Below are 15,559 nucleotides of genomic sequence, written 5' to 3' on the forward strand. Positions count from 1 at the left end.
TGCCGCCATGCCTGTCTCGCCCTACATCGCACGGATGCGCCGGCACATCGGACGCGACCTGCTCATGCTGTACGGGGTCAGCGCCGTGGTGACCGACGAGGCCGGGCGGGTGCTGCTGGCCCGCCGCGGCGACAACGGCCGCTGGTCCGTGCCGGCCGGCACCGTCGACCCGGGCGAGCAGCCCGCCGACGCGCTGGTCCGCGAGGTCCGCGAGGAGACCGGCATCGAGGTCGAGATCGAGCGGATCGGCGGGGTGGCCACCCATCCAGTCGTCTACCCCAACGGGGACGCCTGCGAGTTCCTCAACGTCTGGTTCCGCTGCCGGGCAGCGGGCGGCACCGCCACCGCCGACGGCGACGAGTCCCTCGCGGTCGGCTGGTTCGCCCCCGACGAACTGCCCGAGCTCGACGACTGGTCGCGCCTGCGGATCGCCACCGCCCTGCGCGAGGACACCGACCCCTGGTACGCCGCACCGGGCGAACGCCATCCGGCGCTCAGCCGGCCCGACAACCTCTGAACGCGCCGGGCCGTACCGGTCAGGGCGTGGCGACGGCGGCGCGCGAGCGGTCCGCGGCGATGCGGATCGCGAGGCCGGCCAGCACGGTGCCCATCACGTAGCGCTGGGCCCGAGCCCAGGCCGGCCGGCGGGTGAGGAACGCCGACACCGTGCCGGCGGTGAGCACGATCAGCCCGTTCACGGTCAACGCGATGCCGATCTGGGTCAGCCCCAGCAGCAGGCTCTGCACCGCCACGTGCCCCCGCGCCGGGTCGACGAACTGCGGCAGCAGGGACACGTAGAGGATGGCGATCTTCGGGTTCAGCAGGTTGGTGACCAGACCCATGGTGAACAGCCGCCGGGGACGGTCCGGCGGCAGCGGCGCCGGGGTGAACGCCGACCGGCCGCCCGGGCGCAGGGTCCGCCAGGCCAGCCAGAGCAGGTAGGCCGCGCCGCCCAGCTTCACGGCCGTGTACAGCGGCGGGACCAGCACGAAGACCGTGGCGATGCCGGCAACCGCGGCGGCCAGGTAGACCAGGAACCCCACGGCCACACCCAGCAGCGACACCAGCCCGGCCCGCCGGCCCTGGGTGACCGACCGGGACACCAGATAGACCATGTTCGGGCCGGGCGTGAGCACCAGACCCAACGCCACCAGGGCGATCCCCACCAGCGCGCCGACCGTGACCACGTTGCCTCCCCGCCGTCGGTCCTGCCCGGACCCTACGCCCACGGTCCGGCGCGGGGAGGGCGGGCTCGCCGGGCGGGGGCGTGACGGGCGACACTGCCGGGATGCCGATCGTGCTCCACGCCGCCGCCACCCCCTCCGCCCCCGGCCTGCTGCTGCGCCCCTGGCGCGACGACGACGCCGAGGCGCTGCTGGCCGCGTACCGGGACCCGGTGCTGCGCTCCTGGACCCGGCTCCCGGTGACCACCCGCGCCGAGGCCCGCGCGTTCCTGCGCCGCAGCCGGCAGGGCTGGGCGGCCGACCGCCGGTTCAACTTCGCCGTCCTGGAGCCCACCGCCGAGGGGGAGCGGCTGGTGGCCAACGTGGTGCTCAAGGAGGTCAGCCCGGGCCGGCCGGACGCCGAGGTGGGCTACTGGACGGCCGCGCCGGCCCGGGGCCGCGGCGTCGCGCCGCGGGCCGTGGCGGCGGTCACCGACTGGGCGTTCGCCCGGTTCGCCGCGGGCGGTCTCACCCGCCTGGAACTGCTGCACCAGGTCGACAACCCGGCCTCCTGCCGCGTGGCGGAGAAGAGCGGGTACGCCTTCGCGGAGGTGCTGCCGGCCCGGCCGCCGTTCCCGCGCGACGGTCACCGGCACGTGCGCCACCGGCCCTGAGCCGGGCCACCGTCAGCGGCCGGCCAGGAAGAGCAGGGCGGCCGCGACCAGTCCCGCCTCCACCAGGGCGACGAAGGTCCGGTCGCTGATCCGGCCGACGATGCGCCGCCCCACCCACGCGCCGGCCAGGGTGGCCGGGGTCAGCGCCGCCCCGAGCAGCAGCACCTGCCGGCCGAGCAGTCCCGCCCCGGCGTACCCGGCGGTCTTCGCCAGGTGCAGGGTGAGTGCGGCGGCGGCCTCGGTGCCCACGTACGCGGCCCGGGTCAGCCCGTAGGCCAGGAAGAACGGCGCGGTGAGCGGGCCGACCGAGCCGAGCAGCGCCGACCCGAGCCCGGAGGCCGCGCCGACCGCCACGAAGGTCCGCGCGCCGGGCCGTCCCGGCGGCCGGCCGAGGCGGCGCCACGCGACGACGCCCAGCAGGAACACTCCGAGCAGTCGTTTCAGGGCGGCCAGCGGCGCGTGGGCCAGCAGCAGCGCCCCCGCCAGGGCGAACGGCACCGCGCCGAGCGCGAAACGGCCGGCGAGGGACGCGTGCAGCTCCCGCCGGTTGAGCCAGACCCGCGCGGCGTTGCTGCCCAGCTGGGTGAGGGTGAGCACGGGCACCGCGACGCGCAGTCCGAACAGCGCGGTGAAGACCGGCAGCAGCAGGACACCGCCGCCGAAACCGGTCACCGCGGACAGCACGGCCAGCAGGAACGCCGCCACCGAGGCGGCCAGCAGGGTGCTCAGCGTGCGGGTCCCTCGGCGCCCGGCCCGGTGGCCGCCGGCGCCGGGCCGAGCAGGCGCAGCAGCAGCCGGGGCTCACCCGGCCACGCGTCGAGCAGCACCTGCCGGGGGACCTGACGGCCGGCGTAGCGCAGCGCGAGCGCCACCACCACGATGTCGTCGAGCGGGCCGATGACCGGCAGGAACTCGGGGATCAGGTCGATCGGGCTGGCCAGCCACAGCCCGGCGAACACGATCGCCGCCTTGGCCCGGCGCGGCACCCGGGGGTCGCGCCGCAGCCGGCGCACGGTGGTCAGGCAGTCCGGGATGAACGCCGCCAGGTCGCGCAGGATGCCCGGGGGCAGCCGCCGGGCCAGGAGCACCAGCAGCGCCCAGCTGGCCAGCAGGCAGGCCACCGCGACCCCGAGCCCGATGAGCCAGTCGCGCACGCCGTGGTCCTCCCGCCCGGGGTACGGGCCGCCCGCCGGCCCACCAGGAATGTACGCCGCACCGCCGCGGGCCGCCGGACGGGAACAGCCGGGTCCCGACCGGCGCTGAATATGGTCGTTGACCCGCGGATACGGTGGAGTACGGGAGGTGACGGCGGTGACGACAGGCTGGGAGGCCGCGGTCGAGGCGCAGATCCGCTCGGCCCAGGAGCGCGGCGAGTTCGACAACCTGCCGGGCGCCGGCAAGCCGATCCCCGGTCGGGACCTGCCCTATGACGAGGGCTGGTGGATCCGGAGTTTCCTGGAGCGCGAACAGCTTCCGAGCGACCTGCTCCTGCCCACCCCGCTGCAACTGCGCCGCCGCATCGAGAAGCTCCCGGACGAGGTGCGCGACCTGCCCACCGAGGAGTCGGTACGGGCGTACGTGGGTGCCCTCAACACCGAGGTGGTGGCGTGGCTGCGCACGCCCACCGGGCCCCGCGTGGTGGTCCGGCCGGTGAACGCCGACGAGGTGGTCCGCGACTGGCGGGCCGCCCGCGAGCGGGCGGCGGCCGAGCGGGTGACCCCGGCGGCGAGCCCCGAGAACCGCCCAGCCCCGGCGCCCCGCCGCCGGTGGTGGCCCTGGCGGCGCCGCTGATCCCTGCGGTAGCTGCTCACTTCGGAGGCTCGGGCTCCGCGGTGCGCTGGCTCAGCGGCCGGGAACCGGCCCGGTCATCCCGTCGAGCAGCTGCCCGACCACCCGGTCCCGCAGCTCCGGCGTGCCGGCCCCGGCGGTGAACGGGGAAGCGAAGACCTGCACCGCCATGAGCGCGCCCATCGCGGTCGCGTACGCCACCTCGAACGGGCAGTCGGCGCGGAAGGCGCCCTCGGACTGGCCGCGCTCGTAGAGGTCGCGGATCGCCGTGGGGAGCTGGTCGGCGGTCGGCAGGGACAGCGCGCCGGACCCGCTCAGCGACTCGTGCAGCATCAGCGCCAGCAGCCGGGGGCGGGCCCGCAGGAGGTCGTAGAAGCCGGTGAAGGCGGCGCGCATCCCCGCGTACGGGTCGAGGGTGGCGGCCCGGTCGAGCACCGGCGCCCAGGCGGCGGCCAGCCCCGCCCGCTGCTCGTCGATGACGGCCGCGTAGAGCCCTTCCTTGCTGCCGAAGTGGTGGTAGATCATGCGCTCGTTGACCCCGGCGCGCCGGACCACCGCCTGCACCCGGGTGCCGTGCAGGCCGGTGCGGGCGAACTCCTCCGCCGCCGCGTCGAGCAGGGCGGTCCGGCTGCCACTCATGCAGTAACTATTTACCGAACCCGTCCATACCGGCAACCCCGCCTCACTCGGCCGCGCCGTCGGGTGCGGTCGCTCGGCAGTCCAGATAGGCGTCCAGCGCCGCGGCTCCGCTGAGCATGGCGCGGCTGCGGGCCGAGAGGCGGGCGTGCCAGTCGTGCAGCGTCGATTCGAGGGGTGCGACGCCCCCGGCGGAGCGGACCTGGGCGATCAGCGGCGCGATCTGCTCCAGCAGGTGGCCGCCCCGCCTGAGCTGGTGGACCAGCAGGGTGTCGCGTACGTCGGCGGCGCTGTAGACCCGGTAGCCCGTCCGCGGGTCGCGGCGCGGCTGGACCACACCGGCGCGTTCCCACTTGCGCAGGGTGGCCGGGCGGATGCCCAGCCTTCTCGACAGCGGGCCGACGAACGTGTCGCCGCGTTCCGGCGGCACGGGTTCCAGGTCGCGCAGAGCGGCCTCGACGGCCTGGAGCGTGCGGCGGTCGTCGAGGAGCTGCGCGTGGCTCTCGTCGATGAGCCGGAGGGCTTCCCCGATCGCGTCCCGGTTGACCGCCCGCATGATCGACGTGGCCGTCCCGTGGCCGTGTCCGGGCACGAGGGCCAGGAACGCGTTCAGCGCGCTCGCGTGCAGCGGCGTGTAGGTGCGGTAGCCGTGGGGGGTGCGTTCCGCGGCCGGAAGGACGCCGGCCGCCTCGTAGTTCCTGATCGCCTGGGTGGACAGACCGTGCCGACGCGCCAGGTCAACCGGCCTCAGCCGACCACCGCCTTGAGGGTTTTGGCGCACTGTCCTGCCAAGTCTGCGGAGAAGTTTCAACCGACGGTTCAACGATAGCGTTGAGGGCATGACTGCTGGTATCACCGACACCGCGCATGCCGTCGACGCTGCTGTCGTCATGGGACTGCTCCCGGCCCGGCCGCGGCTGCTCGCCCTGGGCGAGCCCACCCACGGCGAGGAGGCTCTCCTCGGCCTGCGCAACGATCTCTTCCGGCAACTCGTCGAACGGGAGGGCTACCGCACGATCACCATCGAGAGCGACTGCCTGATGGGCCTAGTGGTCGACGACCACGTCACGTCGGGCACGGGCACCCTCGACGAGGTCATGGCGCGCGGCTTCAGCCACGAGTGGGGCGCCTTCCCGGGCAACCGTGAACTGGTGCGCTGGATGCGCGCGTACAACGAGGGCCGTCCCGCGTCCGAGCGCGTGCGCTTCGCCGGGTTCGACGGACCGCTGGAGATCACCGCCGCCGCCAGCCCCCGGCAGGCCCTCACCGCCCTTCACGGCTACCTCGCGGCCCGGGTCGACGCCGGCCTGCTTCCCTGCACCGCGGAAACGCTCGACCGCCTGCTCGGCGCCGACGAACAATGGACGAATCCCGCCGCGATGATGGACCCGACCCGGTCCGTGGGGCGCACGGCCGAGGCCAGGGAGTTGCGCCTGCTCGCCGACGAACTGGTGGCCGTGCTCGACGCGCAGACGCCACACCTGGTCGCGGCGTCCGCACAGGACGACTGGGACCGGGCGCGCCTGTACGGGCGCACCGCCACCGGCCTCCTGCGCTACCACTTCGCGATGGCCGACACGTCACCCAGCCGCATGGCGCGGCTGCTCGGCGTGCGGGACTCGATGATGGCCGCCAACCTGCTCGCCCTCGCCGAACGGGGCCCGACGCTGGTGCACGCCCACAACAGCCATCTGCAGCGGCAGAAGAGCTCGATGCGGATGGGCGGCCTGCCGGTCGAGTGGTGGAGCGCCGGCGCGCTCGTCAGCGCCCAACTGGGCGAGGAGTACGCCTTCCTGGCCACGGCCCTCGGCACGATCCGCCACCACGGTGTGGAGACGCCACCCCCGGACACCATCGAAGGGCTCCTGTACGCGCTCCCGGAGGACCGGTACGTCGTCGACTCCCGCCGGCTGGCCGCGACCATCGGCGAGGTGGCGCCCGCTGCGCGCGTGTCCCCCTGGTTCGGCTACGCCCCGCTGGACCCGGCGCACCTGTCCGGCACCGACGGGCTCGTGTTCGTCAAGGACGCTGTCTCCTCTCGTTGACCTGGGGAGGCTGAGTCGGGGTTGACCTGCGGTCCGCCAACCGGGCTCGGTGAGCGGTTGCACAGGCGAGATCAGTTGGCGGACTCGCCGAACCAGCGGGCGAGGTGGTCGTCCAGGTCCTGCTGATCGTCGCCGATCCAGGCCACGTGGCCGTCGGGGCGCAGCAGGACGCACGGAACCTCCAGTACCGCGGTGGGATCCGCGAGGTGATCGACCCGGTCCGACCAGCCGCCGACGGTCAGGCGCTCGGTGCGGTCCAGCAGCAGGCCCCGGCCGCGATGCAGCAGACCGTAGAGGTGGCCCTGCTTCACGTCGACGTCGCGCAGGCGGCGGCCGAGCAGGTCGGGACCCGCGCCGAAGTCGTAGCGGATGTCGATCGCGGTGATCTTCTCGATCAGATGGCGGTTCACCTCGTCGAAGTCCATCAGTTCGGTGAGCAGCCTGCGCACGGCCCGCGGGCCCGGTCCGTCGGAGAGCAGTTCCATCTGGGCGCGGGTGTTGTCCAGCACGTCCTCGGCGACCGGACGGCGTTCGGCCTGGTAGGTGTCCAGCAGTGTTTCCGGCGCCCAGCCGCGGACCTGCGCGGCCAGTTTCCAGCCGAGGTTGAATGCGTCCTGGACACCCAGGTTGAGGCCCTGCCCGCCGATGGGTGGATGGATGTGTGCGGCATCGCCGGCCAGCAGCACCCGCCCGACCCGATACCGTTCGGCCAGCCGTGTGGCATCCCCGAAGCGGGACAACCAGCGCGGGGAGTGCATGCCGAAATCGGTTCCGGCGATGGCGCGCAACTGTTGCTGGAAATCGTCGAGAGTGGGCGGCTCCGTGCGGTCGCTGACGCCCGCGGCGGGGAGCACGACGCGATAGACCCCGACGCCTGCGGGCGTGAGGCTGACGCGCGGCTCCTTCTCGCGGATCTCGGTCACCTTGGCGGTGACCTCCTCCTGCGGCGCGGCCAGATTCACCTCGCCCATCAGCGTCTCGGTCCGCGAGGGCTCGCCGGGGAAGCCGACGCCGAGCAGCTTGCGCACCGTGCTACGCCCGCCGTCACAGCCGACGAGATAGCGCGAACGCAGCCGTTCCCCGTCGGCCAGCTCGACGGTCACACCGTCGTCGTCCTGCTCGAAACCGGCCACCGCAGCACCGCGCCGGACCTGCGCACCCAGTTCGGTCGCATGTTGTTCGAGCAGGTGGACGATGACCGGCTGCGGGATGCCCAGCAGATAGGCGTACGCGGAATCCAGGCCCTCCGGCGCGGGTTTGTTGATGGCGGCGAAGAAGCCGCCGGCCGGACGGCGTCTTCCGCGTTCGAGGATGCGCTCCAGGAGCCCGCGCATCGCCATCAGCTCGATGCTGCGAATGTGCAGACCGACTATGCGGACGAAGGAGGCGGGCTCGGTTTCCTTCTCCAGGACGAGTACCCGCACATCGTGCAGCCGGAGTTCGGCGGCCAGCATGGCACCGGTCGGCCCGCACCCGGCAATGATCACGTCGAACTGGAGGGCCGGCGACGGCTCGGCGGTGAACGGCAGAGAGTGCATAGGTGTTGCCTTTCGGGAGTGCCTCGTTGGGGAGGCGCTCCCGGCGACACCTACGTCAATCGCCCGACCGTGACCGGAAGGGGGAGCACCCACATCGTTACAGCGTTCATGGGTCTCACCTCCTCGGGCGGTGTCACGGGCAACTGGAAGTTACAAGCCTGACCATCGTCCCGTCCAGCCCTTTCCCCGCCGCCGACCACGACGCCAATTAAAGGATTACCAGTTACAGCAATCCGGCAATCCATCTGCACAAAGGGGACATAAGCTCGGTGCATCATAATGACAGTTCCTGTGCGTAATGCTTTACGCTGGTGTAGCCGCGGCCCTAAGGCCGGTAGCTCGCCCTCGCCGCGGCCACCTCGGCGGCCCGGCGCTCCCGCCACCGCTTCTGCGCCTCGCTGTTGCAGCGCCGACAGACCTTCCGCAGGCGACCGGTGGTGGGGTCCACCTCGCGGTCGTGCCCGTTGCGGCACCGGGGCTGCTGCCTGCGCTGCCGGCAGTTCTCGGCGTGGCTGAGCTGACGGAGATGGGTCGGCTCGATGCAGTCGGCGACCTCGCAGACGTGATGCACGTCCAGGTCGGGCCGGTAGCCGCCGACGAAGACCGCGTAGGCGGCGACATGGGCCCACGCCCGCCCGGCGACCTTCTGGTGGACCCCGCGCCGGCTGCCGTAGCCGCGCACGATGAGGCAGCCGGTCGGCAGTCGTTCCGACCGCGCGAGCAGGTACGCCTTCAGGGACTCCTCGGTGAAGTGCCGGGAGAGGCCGGTCACCTGCGACAGCATCACGTGAGCATAGGAAGGGGTACCGACGGGTCGCCTGCCGAGAGGCTCACTGGCCCAGGCGGCAGTGCGGGAGCGAGTTGGACGGCGCCCGAGGGGCCCGGTCGTCGTTGTCGGCCAGCGCGACGTCGAGGAACGCGCCGACACCGACCTGGGTGACGTCGGCCAGCCGGGCGATGAGCAGCAGGCGTCGCCGCAGCGCTTCCGGCTCGCCGGCCTCGGGCACGGCTGACCGCCGGCCGGCCGGATGCAGGGACGCGCGGCTGCGCCGGACCGCCCGGTTGGCCGGGTCCTCGTCGTCGAGCTGGGCCGCCAGCAGCGGCCAGACGTCCTGGCCGTCCGGGTCGAGTTCCTCGATGAGCAGTCCGGCGGTGTCCCCGAGGACCTGGTACGCCCACGGGTGGGGCAGCCGCGACAGCCGGTCGACCGCGGCGTCGATGCCCGCCAGGTCCGACTCGTCGGCCGCCCGCACCCCGGTCACCACCGCGTTCCACAGTTCCTGCTCCGCCGGCGTCGGCGGGTGCCACATCGCCATCTGCGCTCCGCTTCTGACCTGTGAGGGATCAGGCGTCGAGAGTTCGGGTGGGGGGTGGCCGGCACGGGCCCGTAGGAGGGCGAGACCCGTGCCGGCCGCGGTGATCACCCCAATCACCGCCTTCGCGCCTCCGCGGGCGGCCGGCCCGCGGCGACGTCGTCTCCGGAGGTGGGCGGACCCGTCCGGGTGCGCCCACCGACGTGAGTCAAGTATGCGACATATTTAACTGGTTATGACGATTTGAATGTTCGTGTCGCACGTGTTCACGTCCTCACGGGAGTTGGTGCGGGTTCCACCGTGGTGGGACCCACCACGGGAAGCTGCGCGGTGGTGCGCCGGGGCCAGGGCAGCAGTCGGGGCGGCCGCCGGGCGCTGAGGTCCTCGATCCAGCCGAGGGCGAGCACCAGACCGGTGAGCAGCACGAGGGCCACCACCAGGTAGCCGACCGGGCCGACCCGCCAGACGCCGATCAGGTCACCCACGGCGAAGCAGACCGCGATGGCGGCGTTGTGCCACAGGTAGATGGTCAGCGCGCGGCTGTTCAGCGCGGTCACGAGCCGGTCCAGCGGCCGGATCCGGGCCAGCCAGCCCATCGGCGGCGTGACGCGCAGCAGCACCAGCACGAACCCGAGCGACCAGAACGCCTGCGCCACCGGGATGTCGTTGAGGTCGCGGCCCGCGTCCGGGTGGGTCACCAGCCAGCCGACCGCGACCCCCAGGCAGAGCGCCGCCAGGCCCAGCAGCGCCGGCAGCGAGAGCCGCCGCAGCCGGCGGTCCTGGTGCGCGAAACCCACCAGCCAGCAGGCACTGAACATGGCCAGGTCGGTCAGCACCGACTCCACCGGCCCGTCGAACCCGGGCGCCGCGGTCTGCAGCAGCACCACGCCGGCCAGGGGTACGAGCACCGACCACACCGGCCACCGTCGGTGCAGCGCCAGCATCGCGGGGGAGAGCAGCACCAGCCAGAGGTACGTCACCAGGTACCAGAGCACCCCGGTCACGTCCGCCGCCCACTCGTTGCCCGGCGGCTGCACCAGCGGCACCGCCCAGGTCAGCAGCGCCGGCCAGGCGGGCCGGTCGGACCAGCCGTGCCAGAGCATCAGCGGCACCAGCACCAGGCCGAGGGCCCACAGCCCGGGCAGGAGGCGGCGCATCCGGCCGCTGACCGCCCGCTCCGGCGTACGGTCCAGTGAGCGGGCCATCAGCGCGCCGCCGAGGGCGAACATCACCCCCATGGCGGGGAAGACGAGGCTCAGCCAGGCGGCGCCGAACATGTGGTACGCGATGACCCGGCCCAGCGCGAGCGCCCGCAACGTGTCGAACCAGCGGTCCCGGCCCGGCCGCGCCTCGGCGCCCAGCGCCACGGGCGTCCCCGCGACCGGCTCACCGGCCCGTTTCACCCGGCGCCAGCCCAGCCGGGCGCCGGTCAGCGCGGTCACCATGGAGCGGGCCAGCACCAGGTACATCAGCTGGCGGTAGGCGAACTGCTGGATCGGCAGGGTGAGCAGCGGGCGCAGCGGCTCCCGGTCGAGTTTGAAGGCCACCGCGGCGGTGAGCAGTTGCACGGCCAGCATGACCAGCCAGGCCACCGCCGTCTTCGTGGTGTCCAGGAAGAACAGTCCGTAGACGGCCAGCAGGTCGAGCACCGGCCCGAGCAGGGGGAGCAGCACGCCGAACAGGGCGAGCATGGGCAGCCCGAAGCGGCCGAACCGGCGACCGGCACCCCGGTCGCGGATGGCCCCGCGGTGCTTCCACATCGACTGGAGGGTGCCGTAGCTCCAGCGGTAGCGCTGCCGCCACAGGTCGCCCACCGAGGCGGGCGCCTCCGTCCAGGCGCGGGCCCGGTCCTGGTACACCACCCGCCAGCCGGCCCGCAGCACCGCCATGGTGACGTCGGTGTCCTCGGCCAGGGTGTCGCCGCTCATCCCGCCGACCGTGGTCAGGGCGCGGCGCCGGAACGCGCCGATCGCGCCGGGCACCGTCGGGATGCAGCCCAGCTTCTCGTAGAACCGGCGGTCCAGGCTGAAGCCGATGACGTACTCGATGTGCTGCCACTGGCCGAGCAGGCGGTGCCGGTTGGCGACCTTGACGTTCCCGGCCACCGCGCCGATCCCGGGGTCGGTGAACGGTTCGACGAGCCGCCGGATCGCGTCCGGCTCGAAGACGGTGTCCGCGTCGACGGTGACGATGATGTCGTGCGAGGCGTACAGGAGTCCGGTGTTGAGGGCGGTCGCCTTGCCGCCGTTGGGTTTGCGGATGACCCGCACGCCGGGCAGGCCGAGCGCGTCGACGAGGTCGGCGGTGCCGTCGGTCGAGCCGTCGTCGACCACGATCACCTCGATCACGGGGTGGTCGTTGGCGACCAGGGACCGGACGGTGGCGACGATGCCGGCCCGCTCGTTGTAGGCGGGCACGATGACCGACACCGGCGCGGTCGTCACTCCCCAGGGCCAGCGCTGGGCCCGGCGGCGGCGGGCCAGCCGGCGGGCCAGCAGGAGCAGCATCACGGTACGGATCAGCATGAGCAGCCCGACCGCCACGAAGACCAGGGCGAGGCCACGCAGGATCCCGTCGGCCAGCCGGATCGCCCAGCAGACCGGGGCGGCCCGCCAGCGGTCGCCGGTGGACGCCCCGACGTTGCCGGCGAACGCGGGCGCGTCCGGCCGGGCGCGGTTGATCCCGGCGCTCACCGTGGTGAAGGTGTAGCCGCGGGCGCGCATCAGCGGGATGAACCGGTCCAGGGCCGCGAGGGTCTGCGACCGGTCCCCGCCGGCGTCGTGCAGCAGCACCACGGCGCCCGCGTCGCCGGGCGGCGTCAGGTTCCGCACGATGGAGTCCACCCCGGGTCGGGCCCAGTCCTCGCCGTCGAGGTCGTTGACCACGGTCAGGTAGCCCTGCCCGGCGGCCCGCCGGATCACCGGCCAGTTGGCGTCGTCGACGGCGCTGGGCACCGAGGAGTACGGGAAGCGCAGCAGGCTCGTCCGGACTCCCGCGGCGTGCACGATCGCCATCTGGGTCTGCGCGTACTCCATCCGTTGCCGCCAGCCGGGCAGCAGGCTGGCGTCGGGATGGGTGAAGGTGTGCACGCCGAGTTCGTGCCCCTCGGCCACGGTGCGCCGGGCCAGGTCCGGGTGGCGGGCCACCTGCGACCCGATGACGAAGAAGGTGGCCGGGGCCTGGTGCCGGCGCAGGACGTCGAGGACCCGCGGGGTCCAGGTCGGGTCGGGCCCGTCGTCGAAGGTGAGGGCGATGGTCCGCGCGGGCAGGCGGTAGGTGCGGGGTTGGTCGCCCCGGGCGTCGAGCACCGGCCCGCCGCTCAGGATCTCCGTCGGCACGGTGGCCTGGTCCTCGGCGTCGCGGACGTGGTCGGGGCGGAAGCTGGCGTTCGCGTAGGCCTCGACCAGCAGTACGGAGCCGACCACCAGGGCCAGGGACGCGACGACGAACCGGCCGGCGGCGCGCCGCCTCGACAGGCTCATCCGACGACCTCCGGACCGGGCTCCGGCGGGTTGGGCAGGCTGGTGGCGGGTCCGGTGGGGGCGGGGGGTGTCGGTGTGGCGGCCGGCGACTGGTCGGGCGGTGACGGGGGCGCCGACGGTGTCGGGGCCGGGTCGGCGGGCCGGTCGTCCACCGGTGCGGGGTCTGCCCGTCGTGGCGCCGGTCCCGCGTTGCGGGCGGGGCGCGGCGCGGCGGCCCGCGCCGGTGGTGGGTCCACGATGGTCGTCGACCGCGGAGCCGGGCGCGGGGCCGTGGGCCCGGGCGAGGGGGCGAGGACCGGTGCGTGGCTGGTTCCGCCGCTCGGGGCGCCTCCGACCGAGACCGGGCCGGGCAGCAGCGGCGTCGCGGGGCCGGGGAGCAGGGCGCTCGCGGCCATCGGCAGGTAGCTCAGCGAGGCCACCGCGACGAGGACGCCCGCGCGCTGGATCCGTTGCTGGCGGGTGCCGGTGGCGTCCACGAAGACCGGTCGGGCGGGCCGGGGCAGGAGGGTCGTCGTCGGAGGGTGCGGGCCGCCGGGGAGCCGGTCGAACGGGATGCGAGAAGCCACCGGCTGAGGCTATTGGGGAGGTTGGGAGTGTATGTCCCGATTTGAAGGTGAGGGCAGGGGCGGATTGTTTCACCATTCGCATATCCGGAACAGCAGGCACGCTCGCCCCAAACGGAGCAGCAGGGCTTTGACCGGCGAAACAGGATTAACGTCCACAATGTTCCGCGAGCCACCCCGGGTCGGGGTGGCTCGCGGCCTCGGTTCGGTCAGGACTCGGTGCGGTCGTCGATCTCGGTGTCGGACTCCCCGGGCCGGGCGCCGATCGCCTCCTCGGCGGCCCGCCCGCCGGTGCTCTCGTCACCCAGAGTCAGGCTGCTGCGCGGCAGCCCGGACAGCCCCGCCGGATCCTGGACATCGCCCTGGACGCCCCGGCTGTCCTGGGCGCGGTCGTCGATCCGGCTCTCCCCGGGCCGGGCGCCGATCGCCTCCTCGGCGGCCCGCCCGCCGGTGCTCTCGTCACCCAGAGTCAGGCTGCTGCGCGGCAGCCCGGACAGCCCCGCCGGATCCCGGGTCGGCTGGTCCGCTGCGCCGGCGGTCTGCGCGCCCACGCCGCCGGCGGACTCCCGCCGCCCGACGCCCTGCGCGTGGTAGGCGCCGGGCACGCCGGGGTCACCCGGATCGGCCAGGCTCGTGTCGACCGGCCGGGCGTCCGGGTCGGCCAGCCCCGCGCGGCGCAACATCTCGACCAGTTCGTCGTGCGGCATGCGCTCGGTGTCCGTTATTCCGGCCCCGCGCGCGATCGACCGCAGGGTCGTCAGGTCCTGATCTGCGAAGGTCTCGGCCATGCCGGTGCCTTCCCGGCGCCCGAGAGAAGGAAACCTGTGGTCAGGCCCGCGCCCCACCCAGTCCCAGCAGCACGGCCAGGCCGAGCGCGCTGCGCGGTGCGTACGGCACCCGCCACAGGCCGCCGTGCGCCGCGGCGTACGCCTCGTCCCGCCACGGGTGCTGCTGCGCCGGACCGCCGCCGGTGCGCAGGTCGTGCACGAGCAGCGCGGCCATCAGGGTGTTGCTGGTGGCCGGCTCGAACACCTCGATGCCGAACCGGTGCGCCCCGGCGTACGCGGCCGCGAGGGCGCGGTTGCGCAGCACCGAGCGGGTCCGGGTGGGCGGGGCCACGGTGAACGACACGGTGGCGCCGGCGTCCCGGGCCACCGCCGCCCGCCAGCGTTGCAGCCGCTTGGCCAGCGCGTAGTTCGGTCCCTGCTGCGGCACCAGGCTGTCGTTGATCCCCGGGTCCGCCCCGGGCGGGTAGTTGCGGTGCAGCAGCCGGCCGCCGGAGAGCACCCGCAGCGCGCGGCGCGCCGGACCGCGGGCGGCATATCCGCGTTCGGCGTGGGCGACGGCCTCGGCGGGCACGGCGTACACGTCGGTGGGGGTGGCCAGGAAGGCCAGCGCGGCGTCCGGGCGGTGCCGTACCAGGTGGGCGGTGAGGGCGTCGACCGCGGTGGCGACGCGGACGTTGGTGGCGCCGTCGGCGTACACGTAGTTGCCGAGCACCAGCCGGCCGTCCAGGCCGCGCAGCCACCGGGCGGCCTGCGGCAGGCGGTGCAGCAGGTCGGCGCCGGCCCCGGCGGCGAGCGCGGCGTCGTCGCCGGCGGTGCCGGGCCGTACCGGCAGGTGCAGCCGGCCGCCGTACCGGTGGGCGGTGCGCAGCAGGCGGCGCCAGATCTCCGGGCGCGGCAGGTCGACCGCGACCACGGCGCCGCCCCAGCGCAGCACGGACGGCAGCGGGCCCATCTCCGCGCCCGCGCCGAGCACCACGATCCGCTGGTCGCGTAGGTCCAGCCAGTCCGGGTTGGCCTGCACGGCGCGGACCGCCTCGGCGCAGCTCGGCTCGACGACGCCCGCGTCCACCCAGGCGTCGAGGCGCCGGCGCAGGTCGTCGCCGCGCAGGCGCTGTCCCCGGTACGGCAGGGACAGCTCGCGCTCCACCGGGCCGGCGCCGGTCACCGTGGCGGTCTCCAGCGGCGGCTCCCGGTCGGGCAGCGCGAACGCCTCGTCCAGCGCGACCTCGGCGCCGTCGGACGGGACGTAGCGCATCCGGGCGTGCAGGGCGGCGAGCCCGTCCCGGGCGATGGTAAGCGCGGCCTCCCGGGACAGCAGGCCGGCCTCGACGAGCCGGCGGAAATGCCCCAGGTAGCCGTGCCGCCAGTCGGTCTCGTGCTCGGCTGAGCGGGCGCCGACCGGGTCCACCGCCCGCAGGGCGTCGGCGACCACCGCCCGCCCCAGCGCGGTCGTGCTGCGCCGGCCGTCGCCGGTCGCGGGGAACACCACCCCGGTCGGGCCGTCCACGGCTCACCTCCTGCTCGTCCCGGCCGCCGCCGGCCGTGGGCCCACTCTGCCCCATCGCCCGC

At 74.1% G+C, this 15,559-nt stretch carries 16 protein-coding genes; 4 read left to right on the forward strand and 12 right to left on the reverse strand.

Annotated features, from left to right (window positions below):
- Positions 1–7 precede the first annotated feature (7 nt).
- On the forward strand, positions 8–517 hold the full coding sequence (locus IEY96_RS18715) for an NUDIX hydrolase (RefSeq protein ID WP_189196075.1): 510 nt from the start codon (positions 8–10) through the stop codon (positions 515–517).
- A gap of 19 nt (positions 518–536) precedes the next feature.
- Here the strand turns inward: IEY96_RS18715 and IEY96_RS18720 are convergent, their stop codons facing one another.
- On the reverse strand, positions 537–1,187 hold the full coding sequence (locus tag IEY96_RS18720; protein ID WP_107077016.1) for a LysE family translocator: 651 nt from the start codon (positions 1,185–1,187) through the stop codon (positions 537–539).
- A 101-nt stretch (positions 1,188–1,288) separates the two neighbouring features.
- Here IEY96_RS18720 and IEY96_RS18725 point away from each other — a divergent pair, with 101 nt between their 5' ends.
- Positions 1,289–1,837 carry a GNAT family N-acetyltransferase gene (locus IEY96_RS18725; protein ID WP_189196076.1) on the forward strand — a complete coding sequence of 183 codons (549 nt, stop codon included), beginning with the start codon at positions 1,289–1,291 and terminating at the stop codon, positions 1,835–1,837.
- A 12-nt stretch (positions 1,838–1,849) separates the two neighbouring features.
- On the opposite strand, the gene IEY96_RS18730 is transcribed toward IEY96_RS18725, so the two are convergent.
- Both IEY96_RS18730 and IEY96_RS18735 read right to left on the reverse strand, forming a co-directional pair.
- Positions 1,850–2,542 (reverse strand): sulfite exporter TauE/SafE family protein, encoded by a 693-nt coding sequence (locus IEY96_RS18730; protein ID WP_229791698.1) that lies wholly within the window; start codon positions 2,540–2,542, stop codon positions 1,850–1,852.
- 20 nt (positions 2,543–2,562) lie between these two features.
- Positions 2,563–2,991 carry a YkvA family protein gene (locus IEY96_RS18735; protein ID WP_189196077.1) on the reverse strand — a complete coding sequence of 143 codons (429 nt, stop codon included), beginning with the start codon at positions 2,989–2,991 and terminating at the stop codon, positions 2,563–2,565.
- Between the two features lie 157 nt (positions 2,992–3,148).
- Between IEY96_RS18735 and IEY96_RS18740 the strand changes: the two genes are divergently transcribed.
- Positions 3,149–3,628, forward strand: a complete 480-nt coding sequence (locus IEY96_RS18740; RefSeq protein ID WP_189196078.1) for a DnaJ family domain-containing protein — start codon at positions 3,149–3,151, stop codon at positions 3,626–3,628.
- Between the two features lie 51 nt (positions 3,629–3,679).
- On the opposite strand, the gene IEY96_RS18745 is transcribed toward IEY96_RS18740, so the two are convergent.
- Both IEY96_RS18745 and IEY96_RS32750 read right to left on the reverse strand, forming a co-directional pair.
- Positions 3,680–4,264 (reverse strand): TetR/AcrR family transcriptional regulator, encoded by a 585-nt coding sequence (locus IEY96_RS18745; protein WP_189196079.1) that lies wholly within the window; start codon positions 4,262–4,264, stop codon positions 3,680–3,682.
- A 43-nt stretch (positions 4,265–4,307) separates the two neighbouring features.
- Positions 4,308–5,042, reverse strand: a complete 735-nt coding sequence (locus IEY96_RS32750) for a TioE family transcriptional regulator (RefSeq protein WP_268247158.1) — start codon at positions 5,040–5,042, stop codon at positions 4,308–4,310.
- Positions 5,043–5,100: 58 nt separating this feature from the next.
- Here IEY96_RS32750 and IEY96_RS18755 point away from each other — a divergent pair, with 58 nt between their 5' ends.
- A complete protein-coding gene (locus IEY96_RS18755) occupies positions 5,101–6,306 on the forward strand; it encodes an erythromycin esterase family protein (RefSeq protein ID WP_189196081.1) in 1,206 nt (401 codons plus the stop codon).
- Positions 6,307–6,377: 71 nt separating this feature from the next.
- Here IEY96_RS18755 and rox read toward each other — a convergent pair whose 3' ends face one another.
- The 7 genes from rox to IEY96_RS18790 form a co-directional block, all read right to left on the reverse strand.
- Entirely contained in the window at positions 6,378–7,844 is a 1,467-nt protein-coding gene (rox, locus tag IEY96_RS18760) for a rifampin monooxygenase (protein WP_189196082.1), read from the reverse strand.
- A gap of 325 nt (positions 7,845–8,169) precedes the next feature.
- Positions 8,170–8,628: an HNH endonuclease gene (locus tag IEY96_RS18765; RefSeq protein WP_189196083.1), complete on the reverse strand. Its 459-nt coding sequence runs from the start codon at positions 8,626–8,628 to the stop codon at positions 8,170–8,172.
- Between the two features lie 46 nt (positions 8,629–8,674).
- Positions 8,675–9,160 carry a hypothetical protein gene (locus IEY96_RS18770; protein ID WP_189196084.1) on the reverse strand — a complete coding sequence of 162 codons (486 nt, stop codon included), beginning with the start codon at positions 9,158–9,160 and terminating at the stop codon, positions 8,675–8,677.
- A 263-nt stretch (positions 9,161–9,423) separates the two neighbouring features.
- Positions 9,424–12,639 carry a glycosyltransferase gene (locus tag IEY96_RS18775; protein WP_189196085.1) on the reverse strand — a complete coding sequence of 1,072 codons (3,216 nt, stop codon included), beginning with the start codon at positions 12,637–12,639 and terminating at the stop codon, positions 9,424–9,426.
- Entirely contained in the window at positions 12,636–13,205 is a 570-nt protein-coding gene (locus tag IEY96_RS18780; RefSeq protein WP_189196086.1) for a hypothetical protein, read from the reverse strand. The genes IEY96_RS18775 and IEY96_RS18780 overlap by 4 nt, the downstream gene beginning before the upstream one ends.
- A 206-nt stretch (positions 13,206–13,411) precedes the next feature.
- Entirely contained in the window at positions 13,412–13,990 is a 579-nt protein-coding gene (locus tag IEY96_RS33390; protein WP_373293606.1) for a hypothetical protein, read from the reverse strand.
- Positions 13,991–14,030: 40 nt separating this feature from the next.
- The gene (locus IEY96_RS18790) at positions 14,031–15,497 is read right to left on the reverse strand and encodes a hypothetical protein (protein ID WP_189196087.1); all 1,467 of its coding nucleotides are present in this window, start codon (positions 15,495–15,497) and stop codon (positions 14,031–14,033) included.
- Between the last annotated feature and the right edge of the window lie 62 nt (positions 15,498–15,559).

Origin of the sequence: Micromonospora fulviviridis, from assembly GCF_014648395.1 — a bacterium.
Taxonomy (GTDB): domain Bacteria; phylum Actinomycetota; class Actinomycetes; order Mycobacteriales; family Micromonosporaceae; genus Micromonospora; species Micromonospora fulviviridis.